At 53.8% G+C, this 14,891-nt stretch carries 13 protein-coding genes; 11 read left to right on the top strand and 2 right to left on the bottom strand.

What is annotated here, in order from left to right; all coding sequences use genetic code 11:
* Positions 1-28 precede the first annotated feature (28 nt).
* From mltB to lipB, 5 genes are all read left to right on the top strand, one after another.
* Positions 29-1,090, top strand: coding sequence for a lytic murein transglycosylase B (gene mltB / locus SR894_RS11325; protein WP_133732354.1), 1,062 nt, complete (start codon positions 29-31; stop codon positions 1,088-1,090).
* Complete coding sequence (locus SR894_RS11320; protein ID WP_133732355.1) at positions 1,087-2,103, top strand: septal ring lytic transglycosylase RlpA family protein; 1,017 nt, start codon at positions 1,087-1,089, stop codon at positions 2,101-2,103. Before mltB ends, SR894_RS11320 begins: the two co-directional genes overlap by 4 nt.
* A 97-nt stretch (positions 2,104-2,200) precedes the next feature.
* Entirely contained in the window at positions 2,201-3,415 is a 1,215-nt protein-coding gene (locus SR894_RS11315) for a D-alanyl-D-alanine carboxypeptidase family protein (RefSeq protein WP_133732356.1), read from the top strand.
* 52 nt (positions 3,416-3,467) lie between these two features.
* On the top strand, positions 3,468-3,779 hold the full coding sequence (locus tag SR894_RS11310) for an HP0495 family protein (RefSeq protein ID WP_133732357.1): 312 nt from the start codon (positions 3,468-3,470) through the stop codon (positions 3,777-3,779).
* Positions 3,780-3,781: 2 nt separating this feature from the next.
* Positions 3,782-4,444: a lipoyl(octanoyl) transferase LipB gene (gene lipB, locus SR894_RS11305; RefSeq protein WP_133732358.1), complete on the top strand. Its 663-nt coding sequence runs from the start codon at positions 3,782-3,784 to the stop codon at positions 4,442-4,444.
* Positions 4,445-4,533: 89 nt separating this feature from the next.
* Here the strand turns inward: lipB and lipA are convergent, their stop codons facing one another.
* Both lipA and SR894_RS11295 read right to left on the bottom strand, forming a co-directional pair.
* On the bottom strand, positions 4,534-5,598 hold the full coding sequence (gene lipA, locus SR894_RS11300; protein ID WP_133732359.1) for a lipoyl synthase: 1,065 nt from the start codon (positions 5,596-5,598) through the stop codon (positions 4,534-4,536).
* 183 nt (positions 5,599-5,781) lie between these two features.
* A complete protein-coding gene (locus SR894_RS11295; RefSeq protein ID WP_133732360.1) occupies positions 5,782-6,762 on the bottom strand; it encodes a LysR family transcriptional regulator in 981 nt (326 codons plus the stop codon).
* A 234-nt stretch (positions 6,763-6,996) separates the two neighbouring features.
* Here SR894_RS11295 and SR894_RS11290 point away from each other — a divergent pair, with 234 nt between their 5' ends.
* From SR894_RS11290 to SR894_RS11265, 6 genes are all read left to right on the top strand, one after another.
* The gene (locus SR894_RS11290; RefSeq protein ID WP_223288147.1) at positions 6,997-9,543 is read left to right on the top strand and encodes a DUF3141 domain-containing protein; all 2,547 of its coding nucleotides are present in this window, start codon (positions 6,997-6,999) and stop codon (positions 9,541-9,543) included.
* A gap of 312 nt (positions 9,544-9,855) precedes the next feature.
* Positions 9,856-12,483: a type I DNA topoisomerase gene (topA, locus tag SR894_RS11285; RefSeq protein ID WP_133732362.1), complete on the top strand. Its 2,628-nt coding sequence runs from the start codon at positions 9,856-9,858 to the stop codon at positions 12,481-12,483.
* Positions 12,480-12,941 carry a DUF6586 family protein gene (locus SR894_RS11280; RefSeq protein ID WP_133732363.1) on the top strand — a complete coding sequence of 154 codons (462 nt, stop codon included), beginning with the start codon at positions 12,480-12,482 and terminating at the stop codon, positions 12,939-12,941. Before topA ends, SR894_RS11280 begins: the two co-directional genes overlap by 4 nt.
* A gap of 46 nt (positions 12,942-12,987) precedes the next feature.
* Positions 12,988-13,452, top strand: a complete 465-nt coding sequence (locus tag SR894_RS11275) for a ferritin family protein (protein WP_133732364.1) — start codon at positions 12,988-12,990, stop codon at positions 13,450-13,452.
* A 154-nt stretch (positions 13,453-13,606) separates the two neighbouring features.
* Positions 13,607-14,236 (top strand): L,D-transpeptidase family protein, encoded by a 630-nt coding sequence (locus SR894_RS11270; protein ID WP_133732365.1) that lies wholly within the window; start codon positions 13,607-13,609, stop codon positions 14,234-14,236.
* A gap of 223 nt (positions 14,237-14,459) precedes the next feature.
* A complete protein-coding gene (locus tag SR894_RS11265) occupies positions 14,460-14,723 on the top strand; it encodes an Lpp/OprI family alanine-zipper lipoprotein (protein WP_022523170.1) in 264 nt (87 codons plus the stop codon).
* Positions 14,724-14,891: the final 168 nt, after the last annotated feature.

Genomic DNA, 14,891 nt, shown 5'->3' with positions numbered 1-14,891 from the left:
GAATGAATAGCTCAAGAGTGGAGAGCCAATGAACAAGGTTCAAGGGAAGACGAGCAGCTATGTATTGGCCGCGCTGATGTGCTGGGTGGCCTCCGCAGCGTTTGCTGACCAGCCTTCTCAGCAGTCTCAGTTTGAGGCTCCTGGCCACTTTGCTCCCCAGCAAAATGCTGACAGCCAAGCGCTGATGGAAGAGTTGGTGGAGCAAGGGTTGCCGCAAGAATGGCTGGAAGAAGCGCTGGGGCAGGCGAGCTTTACCCAAAACGTATTAGATGCCATGGAGGGTGCTGCTGAGCGGCGCCTGAAGTGGTACGAATATCGTGCTATTTTTCTGACCCAGCAGCGCATTGAAGAGGGCGTGGAGTTTATCGATGCTCATGCCGACGCCTTGGCGCGAGCGGAAAGCACCTATGGTGTGCCTGCTGAAATCATTACCGCTATTATTGGCGTTGAAACCTATTATGGTCGCCATAAAGGACAGCATCGCGTGCTGGACTCGCTAGCTACGTTGGCGTTTCATCATCCAGCAAGAGGGGCTTTTTTTCGCGGTGAGCTAGCGGCCTTTTTAAGGATCGCCTACGAGCAGAAGGTTGACCCTACCGAACTACGCGGCTCTTACGCGGGCGCCATGGGCTACCCGCAATTTATTCCCACCAGTTATCAAGCCTATGCCGTGGATTTTGATGGCGATGGGCGGCGTGATCTTTGGGAGAACCCGGTTGATGCGATTGGCAGCGTCGCTAATTACTTTGCCGAGCATAACTGGAAGCCGGACGCCGATATCTACCACCACGCCAGTGGGCCAGACGTAATGCCGGTAGAGTTACTCCAGGAGCTCTCATTTAATCAAACCTCACCTCCCGAGGTGAGCATTGCTCAATTGGCCGCTCATGGGCTTGAGCCCAGCGAGCCACTTGATGATAATTTGCCAGTGGTGCCGTTAGCGCTTGAGTTCGCCGATGGAGAGACCCGCTACCGGTTTGGCGAGTATAATTTTTACGTGATTACCCGCTACAACCATAGTCACCTCTATGCCATGGCCGTAGCCGAGTTGGCAGAAGCGATTGCTGAGCTACACGAGGATAAGGGATGAAGAGCAAATTGAGGACTAGCCAGCGGGCGGTTGGCGCGATTGTCTTATTGGCGCTGGTCAGCGGCTGTGCCAGCAATGGCACCCAGCGGGTAGATGCCTCCGGCTCTGCGAATCAATCGGCGGCTCCTGCTTCAACGTCGGCCAGCACTAGTGATGGCCGCTATGCCATGAGTGGTGATGCCTATCCACTCGAGCCGCCGGATGTTACCAAGGTGCCTGATGCAGAGCCCCGCATCGAGCAGCCTTCCAGAGCAGGCAACCGCTCTACCTATGAAGTGTGGGGGAAAACCTATCACGTGCTGCCTGAGGCAACGGGTTATGAGAAGCGCGGTACTGCCTCCTGGTACGGTGAAAAATTCCATGGCTACGCGACCTCAAACGGTGAAATCTATGACATGTATAAAATGTCGGCGGCGCATCGGTCGTTGCCTCTACCCACCTTTGCGCGCGTTACAAGCCTGGATAACGGGCGATCAGTCATTGTCCGCGTGAACGATCGCGGCCCCTTCCACAGTGACCGTGAGATTGATCTCTCCTACGCGGCAGCCGCCCGGCTAGGCTTCCTCGACAATGGTACCGGTTCCGTGAAAGTGGAAGCGATCAACCCCGAACAGTGGCTAGCCGAGCGGGGCAGAGGTGGTAGCGCTCCCACGCAGGCAAGGGGGGCGGAGGCTCCGCGAGGTGAATCAAACGCTTCACCTGCGCCTGTTCAGCCAGTGGCATCTGCGACGCCAGCGTCTGCACCCCCGTCACAAGCTCCAGCGGCGCAGTCACCATCAGGCCAAGAGGAAAAAGGTGACGCCGTGTATTTACAGATAGCGGCGTTAGGTAATCCGGAAGGCGCCCAGCAGTTACAGCAGCGTTTAGAGGGCGAACAGCCCCACGCGGTGCGGATTATGAACGACGCTGACGTTTATCGTGTTCAAGTGGGGCCTATCGCTCCGAGCCAAGAACCTCAAGCGCGAGAAACACTGCGCCAAGCAGGGTTCCCCCAGGTCTTTGTTGTGCGATAATTCACCTCCTGTTTATTTACTGTGGCGCGTCTTACGCGCCGCCGTTTTTTTATAATAAGCTTTTCAAGTAAGCTTTCAAGTAAGTGAGACTGACGTTATGAACGTGTTTACATCCATTGGTCGCTCTGCACGCCTGTGCCTCTTTGCTGCCATGGCGACAGTTGCTGTGCCTGCCATTGCCCAGTCAACTCCTCAACCGGTAATTCCGCAGCCGCAAACCATTATCCCTTCAGCCCCTCAGTTAGCGGCTAGTTCTTGGATTCTGATGGATGCTAACAGTGGCCGTATCCTGGCCGAGCATAATTCCGATGAACGTCTGCCTCCGGCGAGTTTGACTAAGCTAATGACCGCCTACTTGGTTGAGCGTGAGCTAAATCGTGGCACCATTAACCTCACTGATATGGTTAATATTAGCGAGAACGCCTGGCGTACCGGCGGATCGAAAATGTTTATCGAGGTAGGTGATCAGGTTTCGGTGGATAACCTGCTTCATGGAATTATTATTGTTTCGGGTAATGATGCCAGTGTCGCTATGGCGGAGCATTTAGCCGGTGGTGAAGTGCCCTTTGCGGATCTGATGAACCAGCATGCCACTCGGTTGGGCATGGATAACACTAATTTCCAGAACGCTACTGGTCTGCCGGCTGAAAATCATTACTCAACGGCCCATGATCTTGCACGTTTATCCCAACATATTATTAACGATTACCCCGACCACTACGAGATCTACTCTCAGCGCACTTTCTCTTATGGCGGTATTGACCAGCCCAATCGTAACCGTTTGTTGTGGCGCGATCCGTCTGTAGATGGGCTGAAAACCGGCTGGACAACAGAAGCTGGCTTTTGCCTGGTATCATCAGCTAAGCGTGACGATATGCGCTTGATCTCCGTGGTAATGGGTACTAACTCTGACGAGGCGCGGGCTCAGGAAACTCAAAAGCTGCTTAGCTACGGTTTCCGCTTTTTCGAAACCATGAAGCTCTATGAGCGTGGTGCTGTATTGGCAACACCGCGGGTTTGGGGTGGCGATATCAATGAGCTGCGTGTTGGTGTAGATGAAGAGGTCTTTATGACCCTGCCCCGCAACCGTAACGAAGAGCTGCGCGCGCGTCTCAACCTCAACCCAGACCTACAGGCGCCGATTGCCATTGGCGATGAGGTTGGCACGCTGGAAGTTCATTTGGGTGACGAAGTGGTCGGTGAACGTCGCCTAGTGGCATTGGAAAACATTGAAGAAGGCGGCCTTTTCAAGCGTCTGTTTGATCAGGTGCAGCGCTTCTTTAGTAATTTGCTGAGTAGTTTTACTGACTAGCCTTTGGGTAAGTTGAGGCGGTTGATTTTGTATCTGTAACGATGGGTTTGCTATGAAAAAAGGTGCTCCACAGGGACTGCGCGATTTACGCCAACCGGCGGCTCAAGAGCCACCTAAAATTACTTTCCCGTGTGATTACTCGCTAAAAGTCGTCGGCGATGCGGCCGAAGATTTTCCTGCCTGTGTGTGTCAGGTGATCGTGCGTCATGACCCTGACTTCGATGCCACGGCAATGCAGGTGGTCGATAGTCGCAATGGCCGTTTTCAATCGGTACGGGTGGTGATTAGAGCTACCGGAGAGCAGCATATTAAAGAGCTGTTTGAGGATCTCAAGGCCACTGGCCGTGTGCATATGGTGGTGTGACCGTGGATAACGCCGTGCCAATTGAGTTGCACGACTTGGGGCACCAAGCCTACCTGCCCGTTTGGGAGGCTATGCGTACGCTGACCGATACCCGGGATGCGCAAACCCCAGATCAGTTTTGGTTGGTCGAGCATGATCCCGTGTTTACCCAAGGTCAGGCCGGCAAACCTGAACATCTGCTGCTGCCTGGCGACATTCCGGTGGTGCACGTTGATAGAGGGGGGCAGGTCACTTATCACGGTCCGGGGCAGGTGGTGCTGTATCCACTTTTGGATGTGCGGCGAAGTAAAATTGGCGTGCGCGATTTAGTCACGGCGTTGGAAAACGCCGTGATTGACGTTTTGGGCAGCTATGGTGTGAGCGCCCGAGCAAGGCCTGATGCCCCCGGAGTTTATGTGATGACTGAAGCGGGTGAGGCTAAGATTGCCTCACTGGGTCTGCGTATTCGGCGAGGAGCAAGCTTTCACGGCGTGGCGTTAAATGTAGACGGTGACTTATCGCCTTTTTTGCGTATTAATCCCTGCGGCTATGCGGGCATGCCCATGTTGAAGCTGGCTGACTTGGTAGCGTTGCCAAGCGATCATCGAGTAGGTGAGCAACTGGCTGAGGCGTTGGCTACACGGTTAAATCGCGAATTGGTCAGTGTTGATCGATCACCACTGTAAAAATTCGCCAGCGTTTTTTTAAAACGTTTCAAAATGGGGCTTACAACCAGCTCAATAGCATTAAGCCCCATATCGCCCTAGGTTAAGGCCTATCCAACGTTGAGAGCTGGAATGATATCTGGGTTTGCTTCTTGTTCCTGACCGGGGACTGCAGCAGGGGAGGCGAGCCCCAGATTGTTTTTTTCAAACACGCGATCAGCGCGGTAACTAGAACGCACTAGCGGGCCAGAAGGCACTTCCATAAAGCCTTTTTCCAGGCCAATTACCCGGTAGCGTTCAAACTCTTCAGGTGTTACCCAGCGCTCCACTGACAGGTGGTTTTTGGTTGGACGCAAATATTGGCCAAGCGTGACGATATCGACGCCGATCTCACGTAAATCATCAAACGTCTGTAAAATCTCTTCGTCGGTTTCACCCAAGCCCAGCATCAGGCTGGTTTTGGTGATGATGTCAGGCCGGTAGCGCTTGGCATGGGCGAGCACATCGAGGGTTTTGCGGTAACCTGCCCGGCGATCACGCACCCGGCTTGTCAGCCGTTCCACTGTTTCGACATTCTGGGCAAATACCTGCAAACCAGAATCGACGACCCGTTCGATAGCGGCAAGTTCTCCGTCAAAGTCGGGCGTCAAGGCTTCCACGACCACTTCTGGCGTGCGAGCTTTGATCGCGCGAATGCAGTTGGCGTAGTGGGTTGCACCACCATCGTCGAGGTCATCACGATCGACTGACGTCAGCACGATATAACGCAGCCCCATGAGCTCTACGGACTTGGCTGTGTTTTCGGGCTCTTCGTGGTCTAGCCAGCCTTGAGGGTTGCCGGTATCGACCGCGCAGAATCGACAGGCGCGGGTACATACCGAGCCCATCAGCATGATAGTGGCAGTGCCGTTGCTCCAGCATTCACCCATATTGGGGCAGTGGGATTCGGCACAAACGGTACTTAACCGATGGGTGGCGACGTTTTTCTTGACCGCCTCAAAGCGCTCGCCCCCTGGGATCTGTGCCCTTAGCCACTTGGGTTTTCGCTCTAGCTCAACAGAAGGGGCCTCTGCCTGCGCTTTGCGCTGCTTCATGCCATCCTTGATCACCGACATGCCATGTTCGTTACGGTATTTTTCACCGCTGGACACGCGCTGCGAGGGGTTATTGCTCATAGGGACAGAGCCTCTCTTCTGTGCGGTAGGCCGGAGGCATTGCCGGGTGTTGACCCTTCCAAAGCCTGCCAGTTGAAACCTAATTAATACGAAGTACGCTCGATATTTTATCGCGCTAATGACTACTAATGTAACATATCTCGCTGTTAACAAGACACCGTAAACCGTTACTCGCCTTCAGGCTCATAGTATCGGTAAACAGGCTACACCGTGGCTAGGCAAAGGGCTGGAGGGAGCCTGGAAGTGGCGGCGGTAATCGGGTAAGTGCTCACGAATGAAGCTCAAAAATAGCTCGGCGACCGGGGTGGGTAAGCGCTCCCGCGTATAGACCGTGCACCAAGAGCGGTGGATGGGGAAGTCGGGCAGCCCCAGCTCAAAAAGTAACCCCTGCTCAAGCTCCAGCTGTACCGCCAAACGCGGAAGTACAGCAACTCCCAAATGGGCCATTACCCCACCTTTAATTGCCTCGTTGGTGCCTAATTCAATGCAGTGGGGGAGGGCAACCTGTTGATTGGCCGCCATCTGTTCAAAGGCATTACGCACGCCGGAGCCGGGCTCTCGCATCAGTACATAGTGGCGAGCGAAGTCTGCTAGCGAGGGTTGCGGCATCGAAAGCAGAGGATGTTCGGGCCAGACAACCGCGATCAGTTCATTATCAATAATCGGCATCACGACCAAGCGATCATCTTCAGGAACCATAGCCATAATGACGATATCGTCCTGTTGCTCCGTGAGTCGCTCGAGTGCTTGACGGCGGTTGCACACCTTTAAGCGGACGTGTACCTCAGGGTAGTGAGCACGGAATCGGGCAAGTAAATAAGGTACAACGTATTGGGCGGAGGAAACTGCTGCGATATTAAGTTTTCCGCTAATTTTGCCGTTAATATCCGATAGATTCATTTCCAGCCGGGAAAGCTGGCCAAAAATTTCGCGCGTCGAGTGGGCAAGGGTGTCGGCAGAGGGAAGCGAGTGCAGCGTCTTACCCGCGTAATTAAACAGTGGCTGACCCAGTGCCAACTCAAGCTGGCGTATTTGCGCGCTGACTGCTGGCTGGGTCAGTCCCAGTTGTTCAGCGGCACGGGAGTAGGAGCGCTGCCGATGCACCGCCTGGAAGACCTGGAGTTGCCGAAATGTTAGGCGATTAAGCAGATTGAGGGATGACATGAAAACCTCGTAGTGAGCACCCTTTAATTAATATCAAAATCAGGCTTCATCGCCAGAACGAAGCATGCTACCACTGAATCTTTTAACTGCCTAAGCAGGACTTAATTAGTCGCATCAGACGTAATTACCAGGGTTAAAGATCGACGCCGCGCGCGTAGTGGCCTAGACTATATTGCATTGCAGCATCATTGCTTTCGGGTCTGATGCCTGTGCATCAACCCAACGGGAGACCCTATGAACTTACTTGCCAACCCACTCGCTAATGCTATGTTGCCTGCTAGCGCTTTCACCAGCGCATGGTTGCAGCAGCAAAATGATTCCACAACCATACCTGGAGGTGAGGCGATCGCTTCATTATTCGATCCTTTTGGGTTTGGTCGCGCAGCTTTTGGCTATTGGCGCGATAGCATGGAACGCAGCGTTCTCTATCTGGACGTGATGCGTGAACGCGGTAATCAGTATCTTGAGCACATGGAACAAACCAAGCCTAGCGTATTGGGGTTTGATACCGAAGTGCTAATCGATGGTCGGACGCTGCCGCGGCCAACCAATTATGAGTTGCTGCGCGTGCTGCCCCACGAAGGGACGGAAATCGATCTGCAAAAACGTCCTTTTGTAGTGGTGGATCCGCGCGCAGGGCATGGGCCAGGAATTGGTGGGTTTAAGCCTGACAGTGAATTAGGTGTGGCGCTTAAAGCGGGTCACCCCTGCTACTTTATTGGCTTTCTGCCGTTTCCTGAGCCAGGCCAAACGGTTGAGGATGTGGTCGAATCAGAAGTCGCATTTTTACGCCATGTGATTGAGCTGCATCCCGAAACCACCGAAAAACCGATGGTGGTGGGCAATTGCCAGGCGGGCTGGCAGATAATGATGGCGGCTGCCTTAGAACCAGAGGTTTTTGGGCCTATTCTGATTGCCGGTGCGCCGCTCTCCTACTGGGCGGGTGAACACGGCAAAGCCCCGATGCGTTATACCGGTGGTATGGCGGGGGGAAGCTGGATTACGGCACTTACTAGCGATATTGGCGATGGCCTGTTTGACGGGGCGTGGTTGGTGCAGAACTTTGAGCGCCTCAACCCGGCTAATACCTACTGGAAAAAGCAGTACCACCTTTACGATAACGTCGATACTGAAGCGGGCCGATACCTCGATTTTGAACGCTGGTGGGGTGGTCACGTCGTATTGGGCGGTGAAGAGATTCAATATATCGTCGATAACCTGTTTGTTGGTAATCGACTCTCTACCGCGCAGCTGGTGACCCATGATGGGCGTCGAATCGATCTCCGTAATGTGCGCTCGCCGGTCGTTGTGTTCTGCTCCCGTGGCGATGACATTACCCCGCCGCCTCAAGCGTTGGGCTGGATTCGTGATTTATATGAAAACGAAGACGATATCATTGCTCATGAGCAAACCATCGTTTATTGCCAGCACGATACCACCGGCCACCTAGGTATTTTTGTTTCGGGCAGCGTGTCACGCAAAGAGCATACTGAGTTCACCGCCAATATGGATTATATCGACGTACTGCCGCCAGGGCTGTATGAGACTTCCATATCTCCAGCAGAGAAGGGTGAAGATGCCGAGCTATTCGAGCGCGACTATCTGCTCGAGTTTATGCCCCGAGATTTTGCCGAGCTGGATCGTGCGGTCATGCACAAACCTGAAGATGATCGTCGTTTTGCTACCGTGGCACGGATCTCAGAAATTAATTTGGGGTTGTACCGGCTCTTTATGCAGCCCTGGATAAAAGCTGTCATGACACCGGAAGCTGCTCGCTTTATTCGTCGTATGCACCCGATTCGTTTAGGCTATAAGCTGCTTTCTGACCGCAATCCGCTTTCGGTGCCGCTGCCGGTAATGGCAGAAGCCGTGCGCAAAAATCGCCACCCGGTGTCGCAAGACAACCTGTTTAAAGCGCTTGAAACCATGGGCTCTGGCCAACTGGTCGCCAGCCTTAACGCGATGCGCGATTTGCGGGATAGCAGCACCGAGAAAATGTTCATGGATGTCTACGGCCAGCCGCTGCTGCAAGCCGCCGTTGGCCTGTATGGGGATGCCCATGTGCATCGCCGCCGCCCCGGGGCCGAGCCTGAGCATCGTCGCTTCATAGAGCAACGCCAAGCAGAGCTGCGCGAGAAAATTGCCCAGGGCAGTGCACATGAGGCAGTCATGCGTTCGCTTATCTACGTACTCGGCGGCGCCCCAGCCACTGATGAACGTAACTTTAAGCGGCTGCGTGCCTCGCGCGCGGAACTTGAGCCCGGTATCAAGCTAAGTGATTTTAAAAGCTTGGTGCGCGAACGGTTCTTTATCTTAAAACTGGATCGTGAGCAGGCGTTGAATTCGCTGCCTACTTTGTTAGCAGGTAGCAGCAACGACGATATCGATGGTTATATCAGCCACCTTGAGCACGTGTTTGCGGCCAGTGGCGATCTTTCGGAGCATGCTGCCGAGCGCTTTGTTCAGATTAAAGCGCTGTTTGATAGGGCAAGGCCCCGTAAACCGATGGAGAATAAGCCGGTAGCTAGCAAGTCAGCGGCGGCTAGTAACTCGGCTGCAACGGCCAAGTCTGCCGCTAAACCCAAGGCTGTCGCCGCTAAGCCGCGCGAAACGCAGGCGGTTACGCCTGCAGCAGCGGCCAAGGAGCAGTCCGTGGTTGATGAGCAACCCTCGGCCAAAGAGGTATCGTCAAAATCGGCTACGACTAACGAATCGGCCAATGAGGCAGCGGCTAAACCGACTAGCGCTACCGGGCGTAAAAAGACGCCGCCTAAACGCTAAAACAGTATGTTAGCTCAGCACGCCCCCGCCTATTTGGTGGGGGCGTTTTATTTGTCTAATGGTCTTTTGGGTTGCTGTAATGCTGGTGGCAGTCTAGTGTCTAGCTACTCTTTATCTGAAATCTAACCTTGGTTGCCTGAAATCTACGGATTTTCTCTGCGCGTTGGTTGCTACTGGCGCTTAGCTAAGGGCTGGGGTAGGGTAGGCGCATTTTTTCATCCGTATCTTTTAACGGGCGGTTTCGTCCCGGCGATACGGCACCGAATTCAGAGCACGCGCTAGACAGTCCGTGCATTAGGAAAGTGGAGCACTATGGGCAAGTCACTGGTCATCGTCGAGTCGCCGGCTAAAGCGAAGACGATTAACAAATACCTCGGCAACGATTTCATCGTGAAGTCGAGCGTGGGTCACATTCGTGACCTGCCGACCAGCGGCTCAGGTAAGGCAGCCTCCGACCCCAAGGAGCGCGCGCGCCAGGCCGCAGCGACACGCAAGATGTCGGCGGAAGAGAAGGTGGAGTATAAAAAGCGTAAAAGCCAAGACCAACTAATTCGCCGCATGGGGATTGACCCCAACAACGGCTGGGAAGCCCGCTATGAGGTGCTGCCCGGAAAAGAGAAAGTCGTTGCCGAACTTAAAAAGCTGGCTGAGAAAGCTGACGCTGTCTATCTCGCAACGGATTTGGATCGCGAAGGGGAAGCCATTGCTTGGCACTTGCGCGAGACGATTGGGGGCGATGACAGCCGCTATAAGCGCGTGGTGTTCAACGAAATCACCAAAAACGCGATTCAGGACGCGTTCAAGGCGCCTGGCGCACTTAATATACCGCGCGTAGAAGCGCAGCAAGCAAGACGCTTCCTGGATCGTGTGGTGGGCTTTATGCTTTCGCCTCTGCTTTGGGCGAAAGTGGCCAGGGGGCTGTCAGCAGGCCGTGTACAGTCAGTTGCGGTACGTCTAATTGTTGAGCGTGAGCGAGAAATTCGCGCTTTTATTCCTGAAGAGTTTTGGGATGTGCACGCAGATTTGGCCTCACCGGAAGGTGAGCTGGTGCGTTTTGCCCTGGTTCGCCAGGATGGCAAGGCCTTTAAGCCCACCTCCGAAAAAGACACCCTTGCGCGTATTGAACAGCTTAGAAAAGCCAAGCTGGCGATTACCTCACGGGAAGATAAGCCCACCAGTTCAAAACCCACGGCACCCTTTATTACCTCGACGCTGCAGCAAGCGGCGAGTGGCCGGTTAGGTTTTTCTGTAAAGAAAACCATGACCATGGCTCAGCGCCTCTATGAGGCGGGTTACATCACCTATATGCGTACCGACTCCACCAATCTGTCGAAAGATGCGGTTGAGAGCGCGCGCAGCTATATAGGTGAAGAGTTCGGTGAGCGCTACCTGCCAGAAGCCCCTAATCGCTACAGCAGCAAAGAGAGTGCCCAAGAGGCCCACGAGGCGATACGCCCTTCTAGCGTCGAGCGTAAGGCTTCTGATTTGGCCGGAATGGAGCGGGATGCCGAGCGTCTCTACGAACTGATCTGGCGCCAGTTTGTGGCCTGTCAAATGACCCCCGCAGAGTATCTGTCGAGTACGCTAAGCGTCGAAGTCGATGGCTACGAGCTACGTGCCAAAGGTCGCGTGCTGAAGTTTGATGGTTATACCCGCGTGATGAAGCCCAGCGGTAAAAATGAAGATCAGAGTTTACCGGACTTGCCAAAGGGCACGCCCATGGCGCTGGAAGCGCTCGATCCTCAGCAGCACTTTACCAAACCGGCACCACGCTACACCGAAGCGAGTCTGGTCAAAGAGCTTGAGAAGCAGGGCATTGGCCGACCGTCGACCTACGCTTCAATCATCTCAACGATCCAGGATCGCGGCTATGTGAAGTTGGAAAACCGCCGTTTCTATGCCGAAAAACTAGGCGATATCGTTACCGAGCGGTTGAAAGAGTCCTTCCCTGACTTGATGGACTTCTCGTTCACCGCCCGTATGGAAGATAGCCTGGATGAGGTCGCCGAAGGCGAACGTAACTGGCAGGCGCTGCTGGACGCCTTCTACGAAGAATTCCGTGAAGAGCTGGCCAAGGCGGAGAGCGAAGATGGCATGCGCCCCAATCAGCCTGTGCCAACGGATATCGACTGCCCGAGCTGTGGCCGCCATATGCAGATTCGCACCGCTTCCACCGGGGTTTTCCTGGGGTGCAGTGGCTACAATTTACCGCCCAAAGAGCGCTGCAAAACCACTATTGACCTGATTCCTGGTGAAGAGGCTGTGGCTGAAGACGCGGGCGAAGAGGCGGAAACCAATGCCCTGCGTGCCAAGCGTCGCTGCCCCAAGTGTGGTACCGCGATGGACAACTATCTGATCGATGAAACGCGTAAGCTGCACATCTGTGGTAACAGCCCTGATTGTGACGGCTACGAAGTTGAAAGCGGCAAATTCAAGATCAAGGGGTACGACGGCCCAATCATCGAGTGCGACAAGTGTGGCTCTGAGATGCAGTTGAAGTCAGGGCGCTTTGGCAAGTATTTTGGCTGTACCAATAGCGAGTGTAAAAATACCCGTAAGCTATTGAAAAGCGGAGAAGTGGCGCCGCCAAAAATGGATCCGATACCGATGCCGGAGCTGGCTTGCCAAAAAGTTGACGACCATTACGTGCTGCGTGATGGAGCAAGCGGGTTGTTTTTGGCTGCCAGCAAGTTCCCTAAAAATCGTGAAACACGACCGCCACTGGTGAAAGAGCTGAAAGCGCACGCTGATGAGCTGCCCGAAAAGTATCACTTCATTCTTAAAGCGCCAAGTGAAGACCCGGATGGTCGCCCTGCACAAATACGCTACTCGCGTAAGAGTAAAGAGCAGTACGTGATGACCGACGAAGAGGGCAAGGCTACAGGCTGGAAGGCCATGTTTGATGCCGGTAAATGGCATGTGGAGGACAAGCGCAAGTGAACGCACGGTCGAGAACCAACCAGTTGCTCTACCAAGCAGAGCTGGTAGCTGCTTTGCCTGCGGGAGACGATGAACATGCCCCCGCACGGCAGATGGCGTTGGAGGAGAGCGCTTTGGCGCTCTTTGAGCTGGCGCTTGAGTCGTTGCTGCGCGAAGTTACCGAACATGCCCGCCTGTCGGAGCATCGTTGGACTGTGTTGCTGGCCCAAGATGGTCCTGCTCTGGCCGAGCTTCAACGTCTGCGCGACTTGAAAGCCCAGCCGGAAAGCTGGCTAAATTGGCTGGGCGAGCAACTTGAGCGCCTGCATAGTGACGAAGGTGCCGCGCGCCGCGCTATTCACAACCCCGCTATGATTGCGGTGGGCAATCAAATCGGTTTGCGCCAACAGTTACTGGAGAATCTTCAGGCCGCTAAGCGTGAAATAGGTGCTCTGCGTGAAACCAGCCTGGAGTGGTAGTGTTTATTGTTGTGTATGGCCCAAGTCGTCCAGAAAGGAGATCATGATGCGCTATAACCAAGTGAAAGATTTAGTCGAATGGGCAGCGGGCTTTCATGCGCGGATGGCGCGTCAGTACAGCGAAGCCGCTGAAAAAGCAGAGAATGAGCGCCTACAGATGGCGTTTAATTACTTGGCCAGCCGCGAGCTGAAAATGAAAACTGGTCTTGAAGATCTCTTCCGCGATGGCTCTGACCATTCAGAGGTGCTGGAGTTATGGTTTGATGATTCCAGCGATTTCCCCCAGCCGCCTGAGTTGGATCGCTTGGCTGAACAAACAATCACAGGTTCGATAGAGGATGCGATGAGAACTGCCACATCGGCGCATCAACGTCTTCAATCGCTCTACGAACATCGTGCTTCGCGTGCGAAAATTGAGCCTGAAGAGGAGTTTTTCAGTGCTCTGGCTCAAGGGCATAATTCGGAAATACGTCATATAATGGCCAGTATGGAAGAGTTGCAGGGCGTTTAATGGGTCTCTTTCAGTGGTTTATAGGTCATTACTTTCGAAGTGCGTTAGCTGCCTATATGACGAAATTACTAACGGCGGATGTGGGAATGAGGTATAACAGCCACCAGATGTGCCTAGTCGGTCAACCACGGGCTAACTTGTTTCGAGAGCTACCATGTTTTTAGTTAATCGCCGTCGTTTTTTAGCCATGGCACTGAGCTTGCCAGCCCTGGCCAGCGCTGCTGTTACTGCGCCTAGTCAGACTGGCCCCACTGATCTTGTAGAAACAATGCTTAGCCGTGCCCATGTGCCGCGCCATAGCGACGAGCTATGGGTGCTGATTGATGACAAAGAAGCAACCCTCAGTGTGTTTCGTGGCAATGCACTTGTGGAGCGCTTTGTGCCCATATCGCTCGGCCGCGCCGGGGCTAAAACCCAGCGGGTTCGCGGTGATAACGTGACACCTATGGGCGAGTTTCGTGTCAATCGTTTTAATTACGAAAGTCAGTGGCGTACCTTCATTGGCATTGACTACCCGACGCCCGCACACGCTAGAATGGCGCTGGAAAAAGGGATCTATTCCCAAACAGACTATGATGATTACTTCGACTACTATCGACGTTATGGCCACCCGCCGCAAAACACCGCACTGGGTGGGGCGATTGGAATACACGGCCTGGGTAGCGCAGACCCTGATATTCATGGGCGCTACCACTGGACGCAAGGGTGTGTCGCCGTTACCAACGAGCAAATCGATCGCTTGGCATCGCTAGTGGGTGTTGGCACTCGTGTAGTGATCCGTTAAGCTAACGCCGTTGATGGAAGTTCGAGGTTTTAAACAAGTGGCTATAGACAACCGCTGTGGTCTATTATAAAACAGCGTTTGACTTGCGAGCATCGCAACAAGTCACTGAAAAGAACCTGCACCGCAGGTAGACAAATTTAAGCTAAGCATGTTACTTAAGTGCGTGACCTTATTTTTGTCATACCCTTAACGTAGTACCCAAGGACGACTCAAGGAGAACATTATGACTCTGAAAACTACTCTGAAGATGACTGCTGCTGCCGCTTCTCTGGCAATTCTTGCTGGCTGTGCTTCTACCAGCGCGCTGGAAGAAGTTCGCATGACTGCAGAATCTGCACAGGCTGACGCTGCAGAAGCACGCAGCATGGCTTCACAAGCTATGAACACTGCAAACCAAGCCCAGCGCGACGCGCAGGCTGCTCTGCAGATGTCTGAGCAGAACCGTGAAGAAATGAACCGTATGTTCCAGCGCTCCATGCAGAAGTAATTCTGCTTGGGCTGCTGAGGGAGTCGTCTGACTCTCTCAGCAGCTGCTGGAAGAGCTGTGGTTAGTTAATACACCGAAAGTAAGACGTCGTAATCTAAGGCGTTAGAACAGCAGGTTTTGATACTAGCTACGCAAAAAACCCCGCCTTGGCGGGGTTTTTTGTTGTTA

Source organism: Vreelandella neptunia (assembly GCF_034479615.1).
GTDB lineage: Bacteria > Pseudomonadota > Gammaproteobacteria > Pseudomonadales > Halomonadaceae > Vreelandella > Vreelandella neptunia.
The sequence above is the reverse complement of the archived record's forward strand: the minus strand, read 5'-3'. Positions and strand labels throughout refer to the sequence as shown.

Coding starts and splice junctions, on each gene's coding strand:
- mltB (WP_133732354.1), top strand. CDS start 29: ATGAACAAGGTTCAAGGGAAGACGAGCAGCTATGTATTGGCCGCGCTG.
- SR894_RS11320 (WP_133732355.1), top strand. CDS start 1,087: ATGAAGAGCAAATTGAGGACTAGCCAGCGGGCGGTTGGCGCGATTGTC.
- SR894_RS11315 (WP_133732356.1), top strand. CDS start 2,201: ATGAACGTGTTTACATCCATTGGTCGCTCTGCACGCCTGTGCCTCTTT.
- SR894_RS11310 (WP_133732357.1), top strand. CDS start 3,468: ATGAAAAAAGGTGCTCCACAGGGACTGCGCGATTTACGCCAACCGGCG.
- lipA (WP_133732359.1), bottom strand. CDS start 5,598: ATGAGCAATAACCCCTCGCAGCGCGTGTCCAGCGGTGAAAAATACCGT.
- SR894_RS11295 (WP_133732360.1), bottom strand. CDS start 6,762: ATGTCATCCCTCAATCTGCTTAATCGCCTAACATTTCGGCAACTCCAG.
- SR894_RS11290 (WP_223288147.1), top strand. CDS start 6,997: ATGAACTTACTTGCCAACCCACTCGCTAATGCTATGTTGCCTGCTAGC.
- topA (WP_133732362.1), top strand. CDS start 9,856: ATGGGCAAGTCACTGGTCATCGTCGAGTCGCCGGCTAAAGCGAAGACG.
- SR894_RS11275 (WP_133732364.1), top strand. CDS start 12,988: ATGCGCTATAACCAAGTGAAAGATTTAGTCGAATGGGCAGCGGGCTTT.
- SR894_RS11270 (WP_133732365.1), top strand. CDS start 13,607: ATGTTTTTAGTTAATCGCCGTCGTTTTTTAGCCATGGCACTGAGCTTG.
- SR894_RS11265 (WP_022523170.1), top strand. CDS start 14,460: ATGACTCTGAAAACTACTCTGAAGATGACTGCTGCTGCCGCTTCTCTG.